This is a genomic window from Candidatus Njordibacter sp. Uisw_056 (genome assembly GCF_047730085.1).
Classification (GTDB): domain Bacteria; phylum Pseudomonadota; class Gammaproteobacteria; order Pseudomonadales; family Balneatricaceae; genus Njordibacter.
On record NZ_CP159830.1, the window covers coordinates 2,199,037 to 2,216,051 of the forward strand.

At 42.9% G+C, this 17,015-nt stretch carries 14 protein-coding genes; 11 read left to right on the forward strand and 3 right to left on the reverse strand.

What is annotated here, in order from left to right:
• Positions 1 to 15 precede the first annotated feature (15 nt).
• Genes ABXT60_RS10610 through ABXT60_RS10620 form a run of 3 tightly spaced genes read left to right on the forward strand, consistent with a single transcriptional unit; the run spans position 16 to position 2,092 of the window.
• The gene (locus tag ABXT60_RS10610; RefSeq protein WP_443630117.1) at positions 16 to 885 is read left to right on the forward strand and encodes an amidohydrolase family protein; all 870 of its coding nucleotides are present in this window, start codon (positions 16 to 18) and stop codon (positions 883 to 885) included.
• 11 nt (positions 886 to 896) lie between these two features.
• On the forward strand, positions 897 to 1,250 hold the full coding sequence (locus tag ABXT60_RS10615; protein ID WP_443630118.1) for a protocatechuate 4,5-dioxygenase subunit alpha: 354 nt from the start codon (positions 897 to 899) through the stop codon (positions 1,248 to 1,250).
• 2 nt (positions 1,251 to 1,252) lie between these two features.
• Positions 1,253 to 2,092, forward strand: coding sequence for a class III extradiol dioxygenase family protein (locus tag ABXT60_RS10620; protein ID WP_443630119.1), 840 nt, complete (start codon positions 1,253 to 1,255; stop codon positions 2,090 to 2,092).
• Positions 2,093 to 2,433: 341 nt separating this feature from the next.
• On the opposite strand, the gene ABXT60_RS10625 is transcribed toward ABXT60_RS10620, so the two are convergent.
• The gene (locus ABXT60_RS10625; protein WP_443630120.1) at positions 2,434 to 3,336 is read right to left on the reverse strand and encodes a helix-turn-helix domain-containing protein; all 903 of its coding nucleotides are present in this window, start codon (positions 3,334 to 3,336) and stop codon (positions 2,434 to 2,436) included.
• A 216-nt stretch (positions 3,337 to 3,552) separates the two neighbouring features.
• Here ABXT60_RS10625 and ABXT60_RS10630 point away from each other — a divergent pair, with 216 nt between their 5' ends.
• The 8 genes from ABXT60_RS10630 (at position 3,553) to ABXT60_RS10665 (ending at position 12,204) form a co-directional block, all read left to right on the forward strand.
• Positions 3,553 to 4,974: an aldehyde dehydrogenase gene (locus ABXT60_RS10630; RefSeq protein ID WP_443630121.1), complete on the forward strand. Its 1,422-nt coding sequence runs from the start codon at positions 3,553 to 3,555 to the stop codon at positions 4,972 to 4,974.
• An 80-nt stretch (positions 4,975 to 5,054) separates the two neighbouring features.
• The gene (locus ABXT60_RS10635) at positions 5,055 to 6,359 is read left to right on the forward strand and encodes an ABC transporter substrate-binding protein (protein ID WP_443630122.1); all 1,305 of its coding nucleotides are present in this window, start codon (positions 5,055 to 5,057) and stop codon (positions 6,357 to 6,359) included.
• A gap of 18 nt (positions 6,360 to 6,377) precedes the next feature.
• Entirely contained in the window at positions 6,378 to 7,115 is a 738-nt protein-coding gene (locus ABXT60_RS10640; RefSeq protein ID WP_443630123.1) for an ABC transporter ATP-binding protein, read from the forward strand.
• On the forward strand, positions 7,112 to 7,828 hold the full coding sequence (locus ABXT60_RS10645) for an ABC transporter ATP-binding protein (RefSeq protein WP_443630124.1): 717 nt from the start codon (positions 7,112 to 7,114) through the stop codon (positions 7,826 to 7,828). Before ABXT60_RS10640 ends, ABXT60_RS10645 begins: the two co-directional genes overlap by 4 nt.
• A gap of 12 nt (positions 7,829 to 7,840) precedes the next feature.
• On the forward strand, positions 7,841 to 8,737 hold the full coding sequence (locus ABXT60_RS10650; protein ID WP_443630125.1) for a branched-chain amino acid ABC transporter permease: 897 nt from the start codon (positions 7,841 to 7,843) through the stop codon (positions 8,735 to 8,737).
• A complete protein-coding gene (locus tag ABXT60_RS10655) occupies positions 8,734 to 9,747 on the forward strand; it encodes a branched-chain amino acid ABC transporter permease (protein ID WP_443630126.1) in 1,014 nt (337 codons plus the stop codon). The genes ABXT60_RS10650 and ABXT60_RS10655 overlap by 4 nt, the downstream gene beginning before the upstream one ends.
• Positions 9,748 to 9,834: 87 nt before the next feature.
• The gene (locus tag ABXT60_RS10660; RefSeq protein WP_443630127.1) at positions 9,835 to 11,280 is read left to right on the forward strand and encodes an aldehyde dehydrogenase; all 1,446 of its coding nucleotides are present in this window, start codon (positions 9,835 to 9,837) and stop codon (positions 11,278 to 11,280) included.
• A 141-nt stretch (positions 11,281 to 11,421) separates the two neighbouring features.
• Positions 11,422 to 12,204, forward strand: coding sequence for a coniferyl-alcohol dehydrogenase (locus tag ABXT60_RS10665; RefSeq protein WP_443630128.1), 783 nt, complete (start codon positions 11,422 to 11,424; stop codon positions 12,202 to 12,204).
• A 366-nt stretch (positions 12,205 to 12,570) separates the two neighbouring features.
• On the opposite strand, the gene ABXT60_RS10670 is transcribed toward ABXT60_RS10665, so the two are convergent.
• Both ABXT60_RS10670 and ABXT60_RS10675 read right to left on the reverse strand, forming a co-directional pair.
• Positions 12,571 to 13,335 carry a tetratricopeptide repeat protein gene (locus tag ABXT60_RS10670; protein WP_443630129.1) on the reverse strand — a complete coding sequence of 255 codons (765 nt, stop codon included), beginning with the start codon at positions 13,333 to 13,335 and terminating at the stop codon, positions 12,571 to 12,573.
• A gap of 510 nt (positions 13,336 to 13,845) precedes the next feature.
• Complete coding sequence (locus tag ABXT60_RS10675) at positions 13,846 to 16,488, reverse strand: tetratricopeptide repeat protein (protein ID WP_443632101.1); 2,643 nt, start codon at positions 16,486 to 16,488, stop codon at positions 13,846 to 13,848.
• Positions 16,489 to 17,015: the final 527 nt, after the last annotated feature.

The window sequence follows — 17,015 nt, forward strand, 5'->3', positions numbered from 1 at the left end:
ACTTGAGGAATAAAAATGGACGCGGATTACCTACCTTTTCACCCTAATCCAAGCCAGCCAGTTTTCACCGCACCAGATGGAGCTGTGGATGCACATTGTCACGTTTTTGGTCCTGTGGATAAATTCCCTTACCACCCAATGCGTAAATACACACCTTGCGATGCCTCTAAAGACCAGCTTTTTGCTTTGCGTGATCATTTAGGCTTTGCTCGTAACGTTATCGTTCAAGCGTCTTGTCACGGTACAGATAACACTGCACTGCTTGATGCACTGCGAACTTCTGGCAACCTAGCACGCGGCGTTGCTGTAGTTGACTCCCAGGTCACCGATGCAGAATTAACACAGATGCACGCGGCAGGTGTGCGCGGTGTGCGCTTTAACTTTGTGAAACGCCTGGTCGATACAATACCGAAAGAAGTGTTCCTAAACATTGCCACCAAAATCAAAAAACTAGGATGGCACATTGTTGTATATTTCGAAGCCCCTGATCTAGCCGATTTAATTCCATTTTTGAAGGAATTAGACACCGTTATTGTCGTCGATCATATGGGCCGCCCCGATGTAACAAAAGGAGTTGAGGGGGAAGACTTCCAGAATTTTGTTAACCTGCTCTCTGAAAACTCAAACATCTGGACAAAAGTAAGCTGTCCAGAGCGCCTTACGCAACAAGCCCCTAATTATAATGACGTTGTTCCTTATATGCGCACTTTGGTTGAACAGTTTCCGGATCGCGTACTTTGGGGGACAGACTGGCCACACCCAAACATGATATCCCATGTACCTGATGATGGTAAATTAGTTGATGTTATCCCTAAAATCGCCCCAACAGCGCAGTTACAACAAGCCCTGCTGGTCGACAACCCAATGAGACTATACTGGTCGTAAGGAGAATTACAATGTCCTATCTGGATAACCCAACCCCTGTGCCTGGTACCTATTTTTTTGATGGTAAAATGGCACCTAAGGGATATGGTCTCAATAAAATGTGTTACACGTTCAACAACAAAGATGCTCGTGATGAATTTTTGAAGGAAGAAATGGCATATTGCGAGAAGTTTGGACTTTCCGATGCGCAAAAAGAAGCCATCAAAAACCGAGATATAATTGGTTTACTGGAAGAAGGTGGCAACATTTACTTTTTGGCTAAGTTTACAGGCATTCTTGGCCTAAATATGCAGGATGTTGGAGCCATTCAAACAGGCATGAGCGTCGACGAGTTCAAAGCAATGTTAGTAAAGGCAGGAGAATAGAGATGGCAAAAATTATAGGTGGCATCACCACATCCCACATCCCTGCTATAGGTAGGGCAATTACTCTTAACCTTCAAGAAACACCTTACTGGAAACCTTTCTTTGATGGCTATCCACCAATACGCCAATGGTTAGGTGAGAAAAAACCAGATATTGTTGTGTTGTTTTATAACGATCACGGCCTAGAGTTTTTCCTGAATAAAAAACCCACCTTCAGTATCGGCGTAGCTCCACAATATATTAGTGATGACGAAGGCTGGGGAATCGCTACTATACCGCCCGTCAAGGGTGAAACTGAGCTTTCATGGCACATATGTAACACTCTTGTAGAAGACGAGTTTGATATCACTATATGTCAGGAAATGAAGGTAGACCACGGTCTGACTATTCCTTTGCAGCTTATGTGGCCTGGCAATACATACGGCCACATTAAAGTGATTCCAGTCTGCATCAACTGCGAACAACACCCGATGCCTTCATTGAAACGCTGCTTCAACCTAGGCCGCTCCATTGCCAAAGCCATCGAAACCTTCGATAAAGACCTTAATGTTGTAGTATTTGGAACAGGTGGTATGTCTCACCAACTGGATGGCCAACGCGCAGGCTTTATCAATAAGCCTTTTGATCTAATGTGCATGAATAAGATAGTTAATGAACCAGAGGACCTGTTCCAATACAGCGTGCGAGACCTAGTTGAGCAAGCAGGGGCACAAGGGCCTGAGCTGAATATGTGGATGGGAATGCGGGGTGCTTTGAATGGAAAGGTAACCGAGCTACACAGGAACTACCATATACCTATTTCAAACACCGGTGCAGGCACTATGTTATTAGAAAATAAGTAAACGCCAATTTCTGATTTTTGAACAAAAATCGTTTTAGCTTAGATCTTGACTAAGTATCGCTAAGGAAGGGTATGGACTCTAGGCATTAACTAATAGTGGGATTTGCTGAGGTTAGCTACTCGGGTTATCTGATATTTTACAGACCCAAAAAAATATCCTTATCGTTTATCACATAGGTCTTCTAAATCTTAGCAAAGAATCGCACTAGCTATAAGAGCCTCAGCTGTAGAATTAGTCTGCACGGCACTTTACCTCTCCTCCATTACCATTCCTTAATTTAAGTATAAAAAAAAATAGCTTATGAATTTTTACATTAATGTACAGGCTAACCAAATTTACGATTATGGCCAGTTTGCATATCCAAAAGAGAGGTCCTGTTGTTGCGCAGCTTTTGGTCTTTTACTCATTCTACGAAACCCAGCGGGTGTAGTTCCAGCATAGCGTTTGAAGTAATGACTAAAAGTCGTTGAATCAGAAAACCCCAAGTCATTAGACAGTTGCTGAATGCTGCTCCCCGACCTCTCTAATCGCAATTTAGCTTCAAAAATAACCCGCTCCTGGATTAATTCACGAGGTTTTTTCAATAAAGTCCGTGTGCAAATTGCGTGCAACCTGTCATGACTAATCAGCAATTCATCAGCATATCGTTTAACTGTCCAGCGCTCTCGATAGTGTTTTTCAACAAGGTGTCGGAACCGCTGCAAAATAGTTGTTACTTCCCCATACCCAAGGTCTTTGGCTCCCTGATTCCCAGATAACCGCCATATACTCATTATTACAAGCCTAAAATAGGCTGCGACAGCCAAACGGGATCCTCGTTTAGGATCGTTCATCTCGATCATAAAGCCATGAGACAATCTATAGAGCTCTTCAAGATAATTCATTTCAGTTTTATGGATGACAGTATTTCGCTCTGAAAATTCACGAAGTAGAACCGACTCAGCACTAAAACCCAAAGATTCAATCAAAAGATCCTGAGAGACTCCAAGCAGATACCCAGAGCTACCTGCATGTATAGAAACAGAAAAGTTCTCAGAAACAGGTATATATAATACAGACCCTACAACAAGACCTAAATCTTGGTTAGCCGTAGACAGGTGGCCTGTTCCAGTGAGTAAGAAAAAAATATAGACAAAATCAGAATAATTACCCCGCTTAGGATCGAGTTTTTTATTGAGCAAAGCGGCTTCAATAAACTCGCAACGAGCATGCACATGGATATTTACAGTTTTAATATTTTGCATAGAGTTGATAAACCCAAAATAAACAGCCTAATCTCTGTAATCACAAAACAGAAATTCCTAATTTTAACAACTATAGACCAAATAATGACATTTACCTATCTAATATTTTCATTGATACTCTAATGCATAGGTATCGGAGTTGTATCTTCATATAAATGGAACAGCTCATAATTCTTAACTGAAACCCCATGACAGCGAGATCAGAAAGGTAAATTAATGGTTAAAGCTCACCAAGTGACACAGAATTTGAGCAGCTCATTTTCTCTTACAAATTTCAACACGTCATCTGAATTAACAGATAGAGACAGGGCCATTTCTGCAGCGAATAAAGCTGCACAGGCATACTATGGCTGGTCATCAACATTACCTACTGAACGCAGGTCTCTGCTATTGAAGGCTGCTGATAATATTGAACGACACAGCCTAGAGCTAAAACAAATCGCCTCGGAAGAGGTTGGTTCAAAAGTTAGCTGGCTGGATAGCAATATTGAGACAGCTGCTAAGTTACTCCGCTATGCCGCCAGTTTAGCAACGCAGATTGATGGTGAAATATTAGCCACTGACTACCCGAAAAAAACATCTATGGCCTGTAGGCAATCCGTTGGGGTCTGTCTTGGAATGGCATCCTGGAATGCACCTATCATTCTGGCTGTTCGTGCGATTGCTATGCCTCTAGCCTGCGGCAATACAGTCATTCTGAAGGCTTCAGAGCTTTGTCCTGAAACCCACAAAATGATTGGCAGGGTGATCACTGAAGCTGGCCTACCTGATAACGTTTTAACTGTAGTAACTAATGAGTTAGAAGAAGCTGACCAAGTAGTTGAAGCACTGATAGCCCATCCAGCTATCCGCAGAATTAATTTTACCGGGTCAACCCGTGTTGGACGGGTAATTGCAAAGTTATCTGCACGGTATCTTAAGCGTTGTTTACTAGAGCTTAGCGGTAAATCGCCGTTTATTGTACTAGATGACGCTAACGTCGAAGCAGCAGTTGATGCTGCGATATATGGATCGTTTGTCAATCAGGGCCAGCTATGTATGGCAACAGAAAAGGTTATTGTTCAAGATTCGATCGCCGATGCGTTCATTACCTGCTTTGTTACCAAAGCAAAAGTACTTAAAAGCAGTGTCACAGCAGACCCTAATCACAAACTTGGGCCTCTGATCAACATTGAGTCAGGAAAACGGATACAAGCACTAATCGATGACGCTATTGAAAAAGGTGCCGAATTACTCTGTGGTGGCAAGGTAAACGGGGTATTTTTAGATGCAACTATCATTGATAACGTCACCCCATCAATGCGAATCTATTCAGAGGAATGTTTTGGGCCACTGGCTCAGATCGTTCGTTGTTACTCAGATGAAGACGCCTTAACCATAGCAAATGATACCGAATACGGCTTATCTGCAGCAGTTTTCAGTAAAGATACCAGCCGAGCATTAAATATAGCCCGCAAGATAGAGTCTGGTATCTGTCATATCAACTCATCTACAGTTGCTGATGAAGCACAAGCCCCATTTGGCGGCATGAAATCTAGTGGTTATGGGCGGTTTGGTAGCAAATCATCCATTGATGAATTCACAGAACTTCGCTGGATAACAGTAGCCCAAGACGGCAGCGGGTCGCCTCCAATTTAATCTATATTCAAATGAATTTTTTAGGCTGTACCACAATAATAACTAGCCCTATGGGGCGATATCTTAACAGGAGTTTTACCATGAAAGAACCAAAAATAAATCAAAATAGAATTTCAAGACGTCAATTTACATTCTCTGCGTTAGCAGGGACCGCCTTGCTTGGATCAAGTTCAGTTTTTGCATCAGAAGAATCTAATAAAAAACTACGCATCGGATTTATCAGCCCACGCACTGGACCGCTAGCAGGGTTTGGCAAAACTGATCCTTATATACTTACTCAGGCACGTAATGCACTGAAATCTGGATTGACTATTAAAAACGTCGTATATGAAGTTGAGATTTTTGATAGAGACACTCAGTCAGACCCCTCCCGTGCCGGCCAATTGGCTAAAGACCTGATCAATAATGAAAACATCGACCTGATGTTGGCAGTTTCCACTCCTGAAACCATTAATCCAGTATCTGATGCATGTGAAGCGGCTGGTATTCCATGTATTTCTACTGTAATGCCATGGGAAGCTTGGTATTTTGGTCGCGGTGCCATAGCTGGCGAGCCATCACCGTTTAAGTGGACCTATCACTTCGGTTTTGGTGTTAATGAGTTTTATGAGTCATATATTTCCCAGTGGAGTCTAGTTGCAACCAATAAAAAAGTCGGTGTAATGTATCCTAACGACGCTGACGGCAATGCTATCCGAGCAGTACTAGCACCTCAACTTGAAGCCGCTGGTTATACGATCATTGACCCTGGCGCATATGAAACAGGTACATCTGATTTCTCTTCCCAAATCGCATTATTTAAGCGAGAAGGTATTGAAATATTTAACTCATTTCCAATCCCACCTGATTTTGCAGCATTCTGGCGCCAAGCAGCACAGCAGGGTTTAACCCGCCAGATAAAAATCTGCCAGGTGGCTAAAACAGGCCTATTTCCTTCTGATATTGAAGCACTAGGTGGCCTCGGCGAAAACATTGCTAGCGCAGCATACTGGCATAAAGCATTCCCTTATCGGTCTCCACTTACGGGTCAGAATGGTGTAGAACTCTGTGATAGTTATGAAACAGAGTCAGGTGAACAGTGGACCCAACAACTGGGTGCATCGCTGTCTCTGATCGATGCTGGTGTAGAAGCCATGCGCGCAACTACTAACCCTAAAGATAAAGCGGCACTTGCAACTGCGATTAGTCAGCTCAAGACTACTACAATAGGCGGCAGACTCGACTTTACCAGCGGCCCAGTACCAAATGTAGCCTTCGGGCCAATAATTGGGACGCAATGGGTAAAAGCAAAGACAGGACCGTTCGAATATGATTATGTAATTACGGAAAATGCTACCGATAAGAACGTACCGGTAGAAAGCGTTTTACGTCTATACAACTCATAAAAAGAGTGAGAAAAACTGATGGCACCTAATAGATCAGAAGGCTTGCTTGCCGAAGGGATTATCAAAAATTTTGGAGCAGTCTCAGTATTAAAAAATGTCAACTTCGAGATGCGATCGAATGAAGCCATTGGGATAGTAGGTCCCAATGGCGCTGGTAAAACGACATTTTTAAGCGCATTGGCTGGAGCCTTTGTGCCTGACTCGGGTGTCATTTCACTCTATGGAGAGGATGTGACAGCTAAAGATGCATCAGAACGATGCAAACTGGGTGTAGTCCGAACTCACCAGATTCCTAAACCTTTTGGTGGAATGACAGTGTTCGAAAACGTTCTGGTTGCAGCGTTTTATGGCGTGAATGTGGATCAGGAAACCGCTTACCAATATACGCTGGACTCTTTAAGTCTTAGTGGTATGACAGAAATTGCCAATCGCCAGGCTGAAAACCTCGGTCTGCTGGACCGAAAGCGATTGGAACTCGCTAGAGCCTTGGCCACTCAACCCAAGATCCTCTTACTAGATGAAATTGCAGGGGGTTTAACTGACGCGGAGGCAGACGAGCTGATAGTCACAATAAAAGAACTACATAATCGCAATATTGGCATTATCTGGATAGAACATATAGTGCGTGTATTGCTGCAGGTTGTTGACCGATTAATTTGTATGAATGCTGGTGAAATTATCGCTGATGGTGACCCTAAGACAGTGCTTAATAATTCACAAGTCGTCAGTGCTTATCTAGGGGGAGCAGCCGAGTGACAAGTCTTAAAATTCAGAACCTCGATGTACAGCATGGGCAACTAAAAGCGGTTCGTAATCTGAGCCTAACAGTTCAAACAGGTGAAGTAGTCGCACTTATTGGGGCTAATGGAGCTGGTAAAACTACCCTACTGGGATCAATTGCCGGAGTCCATAGGGCTACTAGTGGCAGCATTCTCTTAAATGGTCAAGATATCACAGGCATACCATCTCATAAACGAGTCCAGGCTGGTCTGGCCCTAGTCCCCGAGGGTAGAAAACTGTTTACCGAGATGACGATCGAGGAAAACCTTCGACTGGGTAGCACCTCAGCAAGACCAGGGTACTGGACTGTTGACAATGTTTTGGAGGTATTCCCCAATCTAATTAAAAGGCGTCATTCTAAAACTGGGTTGTTATCAGGAGGTGAACAACAGGCAACCGCCATTGGTCGGGCACTGATGAGTAACCCCGAAATCCTTATTCTTGATGAGGTTTCCCTTGGTCTGTCTCCTCTGGTAGTTAATCAAGTTTACGACTCACTGAAGAGACTATTAGAAACAGATACTACAATTATTCTGGTAGAGCAGGACCTCACTCGGGCAATGAAAGTTGCTAGTCGAGCAGTCTGTATGCTCGAAGGTGAAATTATTTTGAATAGGCAAATGTCTGAAGTTAGTCGTGAAGAGATTACTGACGCTTACTTCGGCCTTCATAAAGTTAAAGATAGGTAGCGGAGTTATGACGTGACAAACCAAATCATTCAGGCCATTTTATTGGGTGGATACTATGCGTTACTAGCATGCGGCCTGTCATTTATGTTTTCTATTATGAAAATTATAAATCTGGCCCATGGCAGTTTACTTGTTCTGTCTGCTTACATGTTTTGGCTCCTAGCAGATAACTATGGCATTTCGCCCTTTTATGGCATTTTCATTATTGTACCTATTATGATGTTTGTTGGATGGGGTCTACAGGTTTTTCTACTTCAGAAAAGTGCCAAAGCTGGAGAGCTTCTGCCAATCCTGACCACTTTTGGTCTAGCCATTGTTATTGAGAACTTACTGTTTCAGCAGTTTGGAGCAGACACGCGTTCCTTAGCTCCCTATATAGGGGATCTGTCATGGGCATCTTGGGAGATATATGAAGATATTTATGTTGGTAAAACATCTGTTTACATCTTAATAGCAGCAATCATAATTCTTGGTGGGCTCCATCTTTTCATGAAGAAAACCGCGTTAGGTCGACAAATTCGAGCCACTGCCCATGACCCCGAAACTGCTGGTTTGGTTGGGGTTAATGCCCGAAAAGCCAGTGTAATAGCGGTAGCCTTAGCAATGGGTACTGTTGCTGTGTCAGGACTGGCGCTCGGTATTAGGGGTGTTTTCAATGCGTATTCTGGAGGACCACAACTGCTGTTTGCATTTGAGGCAACCATTATTGGTGGTGCAGCATCTCTTTGGGGCACATTAATCGGTGGCATTATATTAGCTCTGGCACAAACAATAGGAGCTAATATTCATCCACAGGGCTTCCTGATCGGTGGCCACGCAATCTTCTTTACAGTGCTCTTTATACGGATATTTCTGTCAAAAGGTGGCATGAGTCGACGCATAAAGTCTGTTTTGGGTATTTCAAGATGAGTAAATGGTCAAAAAGTGTTTATATAGAACGATGGACTCCATCATCCCGCCGTGCGGTTATCATTGCAGGATTGATCATCCTTACCCTAGCTTTTGCGCCACTGTTCGCTTCTAACGGCGTATTGGACAGGCTCACAGCTTTGTTTGTTTACGTCATTCTAGCAGCGATGTGGAATGCCCTTGCCGGTTATGGTGGTTTGATTTCTGTCGGCCAGCAGGCTTTTTTTGGTCTGGGAGCTTACTTCACTATCCGGATTGCTCACCTTGGATTAGATCCTTTTATAGCAGTAGCTTTATCAGCGATAGTGGTGGGTATTATCTCCTATCCAATTTCCTTGATCATGCTCCGTCTACGGGGAGGAGAATTTGCCATTGGCATGTGGGTTATTGCTTCAATTATCCATTTACTGGTTAATTTGGATGGACTGATTCAGGGCGAAACTGGCATCTCGCTAATCAGCCTGAACCAGTATGAAGCTGATACCCGCTTGACTACTATCTATCTACTTGCTCTATTCACGATGACCAGCCTGTTGGTGATGCTGTTCTTAGTACTCAGAAGTAGAGTAGGGTCAGCTATCGAGGCGATCCGTGATAATGAAGACGCAGCAAGCTCAATCGGAGTGAACCCAGAAAAAACTAAGCGTTTATTATTCGTGCTAGCAGCCTTTGGTATTGGTGCAGCCGGAGCAATTTGGTTAACAACAGCAACTTCTTTTCAACCCAAAACTTACTTTAGTGTGCAGTGGACCGCCTACATGATTTTCATGGTTCTTGTTGGTGGTATTGGTAGATTTGAAGGTCCAATACTTGGTGCTCTGCTGTTCTTCTTAGTTGAGACCTGGTTTAGCAGCTCTGGCGTTTGGTATTTAATTGGGCTCGGTGCAATAGCCATCATCTTCTCTCTATTTTTACCTAAGGGCCTCTGGGGAGAACTTGAGCGGCGCTTCAACTGGCAGTTCCTCCCGATCGGGTATCGCGTTGAACCTAAAAATAATAAATTGGAGTAAACGCACTTACAGCCTTGAAGACTAAGCCTCTTCAAAGGTACTAGATTTTTAAAATAGCTAACATTTTACTTTAGGAGCTTAATTACAATGGATATCAACCTACTTATAGATGCTGAATATGTTCAAGCATCAAACAAGACAACTTTTACCCGTATCGATCCGGTAACAGATGATGTCGCAACAACAGCGGCAGCAGCAACCATCAGCGATGTTCTTATAGCCGTTGCATCAGCAAGCACTGCGTTCAAGAGTTGGTCAAAAACTGTGCCAGCCGAACGTAGGACACTGCTATTGAAAGCAGCTGATATAATGGAATCAAAAACTGATGAGTTTATTCAAACAATGATTACAGAAATTGGTTCGACTGGCCCTTGGGCTGGCTTCAACGTCATGCTGTCAGCAGGTATTCTGAGAGAAGCTGCAGCTATCACAACCCAGGTTGGTGGAGAAATAATTCCGTCCAATAAGCCAGGCACCCTGGCAATGGGTATAAACAAACCTAAGGGTGTTTGTGTCGGCATTGCACCCTGGAATGCACCGATAATTCTGGGCACTCGAGCAGTCGCCACCGCAATTGCCTGTGGTAACACAGTTATTCTTAAAGCCTCGGAGCTTTGCCCTGCAACACACTCGTTGATTGGTAGAGTGTTCAAGGAAGCAGGCTTCCCTGCTGGGGTATTAAATGTACTAACCAATGCACCTGAAGATGCTCCTGAGATAGTTCAAGCCCTGATTTCAAACCCAGCGGTTAAGCACATTAATTTTACTGGTTCTACTCGTGTTGGTCGTATCATTGGCAAGTTAGCAGCTGAACATATAAAACCCGTACTACTGGAGTTAGGAGGTAAAGCACCGTTAATCGTTCTGGATGATGCAGATATCGATTGCGCTGTTAACGCGGCTATCTTTGGAGCCTTTATGAATCAGGGGCAAATTTGTATGTCGACTGAACGCCTAATTTTAGATGAAAAAATAGCTGACGAATTCAGTAAAAAATTAGCAATACGCGCGGCGCAATTACCAGCAGGGAACCCAAGAGATAAGGTTGTACTTGGTTCACTGGTCGATATGGCCGCAGCCAAAAAAATGGATCAGCTTATTGAGGATGCCACAGCCAAAGGCGCAGTTCTTACTGTAGGAGGGTCAAGAAATGGTACGATTTTTGAAGCCACTATCCTTGATCATGTCAACGCCGACATGCGTATCTATAAGGAAGAATCATTCGGCCCAGTAAAATCGATTATCCGAGTAAAGGGAGAGGCGGAAGCTATTCGAGTTGCAAATGATACCGAGTATGGTTTGTCCTCTGCTGTATTCACGCAAGATATTCAACGGGGCTTGAGGGTCGCCGATCAGATTGAAAGCGGCATGTGCCACATTAACGGTCCAACTCTGGCTGATGAGCCACATATGCCATTTGGCGGTGTTAAAGAAAGTGGTTACGGCCGCTTTGGTGGTAAATCGGCTATTGCCGCATTTACCGATTTACGCTGGATCACAATTGAAAACCCTAACCAGCACTACCCTTTCTGATGTTAAGGTAGTGCTATTATGCGTCTCTGGGGAGCTTAACAGTCTCGTAATTATGACAAAGCTACCTATGACTCTAAAGTAAATAATACAACGCAGGAAAAAACAGGTATCACAGCATATATCTGTTAAAAGGAGAGATGAATGAGTTTTTTAGGTAAAAAAATAGTAGTAACAGGCTGTTCTTCTGGCATTGGCGCTAAAACTTGTGAGCTTCTTAAGCAACAAGGAGCTATTGTCATCGGAGTTGACCGCAACACCACCAGCCTCAATGTTGATGAATTTTTTCAGGCTGATCTATCTGACCCAAGATCTATTGATGCGCTGATTGCCGCATTACCAGCAGGTACTGACGGACTGCTAAACGTGGCTGGTCTGCCACCCACATCTGGCGCTGTTTCAGTGGTTCGGGTAAACCTTCTTGGCCTTAAGCGCTTAACCCTAGGATATGTCGATAAGCTGGCCGATGGCGCCGCAATCGTAAACGTTGCCTCTCTTGCAGCTCTGGGTTGGCAGGATGCAATTCCCGCTATTAAGGCCGTAGATAAGATCACAAACTTTGAAGACACAGAAACCTTCTGTAATAAACATAATATTGACGACGCCCGCAGCTATTTCTTTACAAAAGAAGCGTTAGTTGTATGGACAATGCAAAACCGCTGGACCTGGCGCAACCGTGGTATACGCATGAATTGTGTCAGTCCAGGCCCTGTTGAAACTCCAATACTGAAAGATTTTCTAGAGACCCTAGGCGAACGAGCTGCTGAGGATATGAAAGTTATGGACCGTGCAGGGACCCCTGAGGATATTGCCCCAGTTATTATCTTTTTGGCATCGGGTGACAGTGCCTGGATTCGCGGTACCAACATCGCATGTGACGGAGGTATGTTTAATCATGTCCAATGTGCAATGAACGATTTGTTGTAAGCTTTAAGTCAGCCTGGTCACTTTGAATGCTTTAATTCAATATAGCGCAGATTCCACAATTCTGCGCTGAATGACTTCATATTATGACGACACGCGCCAACTATTAGCCATAGAGATTTAACCGACAACTAGACCTTAACAGCATAAGAGACAAGTTTGTAATGCAGGACTAAGTCATTCTCAGGTAGTAACAACCTCCATTATCACCTGATCCATACTGGAAAATCTGCAGGTGTCGCAAAAACTATAACCTTTGCCTATGATTCAAGTACTAAGGGTCACCCCTCAAGCCAAGACACCCCAAGGTGTCTAATCATAAAGAATCATTATAGACACCAACACACTAGACACATACTCACACCTAGATTATGCGCTTAATATAACTTCTTTAGCTCTCAACTCATGAAGATAGCGGTGATGGTCTTTCCAAAGGTCTGGTTCGCCGACCTTGTAGAGGCGCCACAGTGGCGCTGCATCGCCTATTTTTTTATCATCATTAGACATCTCTTCAGCAACTAGTTCTTTTATTGCAATGAACCTAGTGTCCGCTTCAGAGGCCAAAATTGCCCATACATAGGCCATAGTCAGATCTTTTTCAATGCCTATTCCAAGATGAAGCACTAACGCTAAATTGGCCTGTGCCTGAGGAAGATTATTAATAGATGATGCTTTATACCAAGTTGCTGCCTGCTCATTACTGTGCTCAACACCACGACCATCTCGGTACATATTTGCTACATTAAATTGAGCTTCTGGATGACCATTATTAGCAGCCTTAAAGTACCAAGCGAAAGCCTCTGTTGCACTCTGCTCAACGCCAACCCCCTTGTTATACTTAATACCAAGGTTGAACTGAGCATTCACATGATCATTATTTGCAGCCAACAAGTACCACTTAACAGCCTGCTCTTGTGATGCCCAGTCTATCAGCTGCCTGCTATGAAGCAGACCTAGATAGAACTGAGCATTAACATCTCCTTGTTCTGCTAAAGGCAACCATTCATTATGAGCAGTGGTGTAGTCACCTGCTTGAGCAGCTGCAAGGCCATCATTGAAATCAGCATGAACGACCATAAAAGTAAGTGAGAAAAGTAAAATAGTTCTAAAAAAGAAAAGCATATATTGCCTCATATTTATATACCAATAACTTGTCTTGGTTATATGTGCAAAGCAATACAGGACAGGCCCTATTCACTACATCTTCATCTTTGAGAGCCTTAAGTCATTGAAATAATTATTATCAAAAAGCAGTTAATTAGTGGTACTAGAGGAGTGCGCAGAAGCTCCTGTGAGGCCCTCATGAGGCTCCAAGCCTAAGGTATGAATGATATTGTATTACATATATTTCTTCTTACGTACGAAAAAATAGACACCTATTAGGCACCCTCTTAAGCACACACTAGATCACCATGCAGTGTATGTGGACTGATGAAACCTTGGGCGGTAAGACTAGGCTAAAAGTTGATTGTCCTGGTTAGTGTTTAGTCTGTATAACTGCGGTTAAAGAAGCAATAACCATGCACCTCAAAAGCCCCTCCCCTAAAAGGCCATCTAAGCAACGTTAACCTACGAGCATAACGTGTGCATAAAGAATTAATACTTGGCCAAAGGGGCAGCTCAAGGCCCCTGTGTTAGCAGTTATTAAAAAACCACGATGTTCTTAGGCGGTTCTCCATTTTTGTATTTTTCGAAAGCCTGCGTATAACCTGTTTCTAAATGCTGCGTAAATTTTTTAGTGTCAAATAAGGGTTTTGATAACTTATTTTCGACCAGCTTTTCTTTAACCTTTTTCAGAACTTTTGGATTTTTGGCCAAAGTAGTAATAAGTGCCTCATACTCTTGGACATCTGTGGTAATTAATTCAGGTAGGTCAATCGCCGTAAGTAAACTACCAGCAACTCTAGCTGCAAAGCTTTTACCCAGCATCGTAACAACGGGTAATCCAGCCCAAAGAGCATCGCTGGCTGTGGTGTGGGCATTACAGTTGAACGTGTCAATAAAAAGATCGGCAAACTTATGGCGAGCCAAGTGTTTGGCTAAGCTAACCCTTTCAGCGAACACAAGTCTATATGGCTCAATACCTCGCTTTTTCGCTTCGTTTCTTAAATTCCTTTCCACCCACCTATTAGGCTTTATTAACCAAAGCACACTGCCTTCTACTTTGTTCAACACGCGTGCCCAGACATTTAACTCTTCAGATGAAATTTTATAACTTTTGTTAAAACAACAAAATATAAACCCTTTCTCAGGAAGCCCTAGTTGCACTTTAGTAACAGTGATGTCTGATATCACTCTATCGTCGTCATTAGGTTGGTATGAATGAGGCAATCGAATAATATGCTCAGAGTATGATTCTTCAAACTGCTTTGGAATGACCACATCATCAGCAATAATGTAATCAATACAGTCTGCACCAGACGTGCCTGGATACCCCAAATGGGCTATCTGCACAGGCGCTGGACGGTATGTAAAAATGCCAAATCGGTTATCTTGGGTAAAACCCTTTAAATCAACTGCAATATCGATGTTATCTGAACGTGCCAACATAGCAATCTCTTGGTCAGTTTTGCCAGATACTTCGTGAAAAACATCTACAGCTTTGACAAGACGCTCCCTCATCTCATCACATGCCTTAGGGCCAAACGAATAGGCATATATTTCAAACAATTTTTTATCATGACTTTCTAAGACCTTTATCATCAAATACATTGTTGCATGATTATGAAAGTCGGCTGAAAAGTAACCAATTCGGATCCGTTGGCCACTTTCTTGCGGCCACATACCTTCTCGTGCGCTGGATGGGCGATATGTTGTGGCAATATGATTTTTAGAGCGGATTAGATGACGCTCTGGTGAATCCTCTAGTGCCAGCATAGTAAAGGGACTGATAGCGCAGGTTGAAACACCCCATTTAGAAATTAATGTATTGTATGCCTCAATATCACTCCAGTCACAAATATGTAATTGTGAAAATAGCATTTGCGAGCTTGCGTAAACGTTGCTTGGCTTAATCGCAAGAGCACGCTTAAAATTCATTATCGCTGCCGGAAAGTCACCCTGATCCTTTAATGCAAGTCCTAAATTGCAATACGCCTCAGAATACTCAGGCTTAAGCTTTAAACATTTTTTATAATTAGCTATGGCGCCATTGCCATCTCCCTTGAGCCGGAGGACATTTGCCAAATTATTATAAGCTTCAGCATAGTCAGAATCCTTCTCAAGAGCGAAATTATAATAACGCATAGCCAAGGCGGTATCTCCCCTAATCTGATAACTCACACCCAGATTACTATATGCTTCTGCATAGTTTGGTCTAATATCTATCGCTCGCTTATAGCTGGCGATCGCTGACTCAAATTCACCGCTATCCTTTAAAGCATTGCCTAAATTATTATGTGCCTCAGCAAAATTTGGTTTGAGGCTCAAGGCTTGTCGATAACTTACCAATGCAGGTTTTAAGTCACCATTCTCTTGAAAAGCTACACCCATGTTACAAAAGGACTCTGCATAATCTGGCTTGATGATGACCGCTTTTTTGTAACTTTTGATAGCCTCTAAAAACTCTCCCTTATCCTTAAAAGCATTACCCATGTTGTTATAAGCGTCAGCATAGTTAGGGTCTATTGTTATTGCACTTTGATAACAATTAATCCCACCATCGTGATTGCCCATTGCCTGGTATGCAGCACCCATGTTGAAATGTGCCTGGGCATAATCAGGCATAATTTTAAGTGCTTTTTTATAACTATTAATCGCTGCTTCAAATTGCAGCAGTCCAGCGTTGCAGGCCCCTGCAATGTTACACAAGACGACTGATTTGGGAAAAGCCTTCTGCATCTTTAAAGTCTGGTTTAAAGCCTGCTTGACCTTTCCCTTCCCAAAAAGATCTATTAATGCCTGACACTCAGAAGATGGGGGGTCGTTGAGAACAGGTTGTGAACATCGCTTTTCAAGATCGTCAAAAACTGCCCCGTTAGCGCCTTTAACTCTTGCTTGTACAAGTCGCTTCTTAGCCTCTGAATATTGACCCATACGCAATAATGCATCAATGTAGCTGACCCAGAACTGGCCCACATTTGGATTTGATTCTATGGCTGTTTTGAAACAATTTAAAGCTTGTTGTTCTTTGCCTTTACTAACAAACAAAACACCAAGATTATGGTTTGCGTGAGCGTGTGTGGCCTCAGCCAAAATCACCTTTGAATAGAGCGCGTGCGCCTTTATCGTTGCGCCACCCTTATGTGCCAAAACTGCCTGCTTAAAAAGCTCATTAGTTGAGAGCATCACAAATCAATCCTTAATATGCTTACTGGCAAAATGAAATAAACACTTTTAAATATTCTAAAACTAATTCTGCGATTGCCAATACTATCTCCTTGAAAAGCTAACAGTACATTTATGAGGCCTATCGGCACTCATAATAATTATTAACGAGCAGCTCTATTTTTTACGTTTGGATCAATGCTTACTCTTAACGCTCTCAAAGTTTAGTAGTATTTTTGAAAACTGTTTGCACTTGACGCTCATTAACAATTTGTTTGCACGTTTTTCTGGCAGCTCTTAAATGAGGGCCGTTTGAAGACTATCATTTTAACTTTTGATTTATTTGGATTAGAGAACGAAAAGAAGATATTGCTCAGAAATTGAACACCAAAACTTACTTGATGTTAGGAAATAGTGCCTTTACGCGTTGGCTTTTTTATGACTGCCCACGCATTATTTCTATAGTAAGGCAGCGTTTCCAAGGCTTGTTTTTACTGAAAGTCCAGGGGTGAGTCCTAAGGTCTCCCTGGTGCCATTTGAGCCAAACA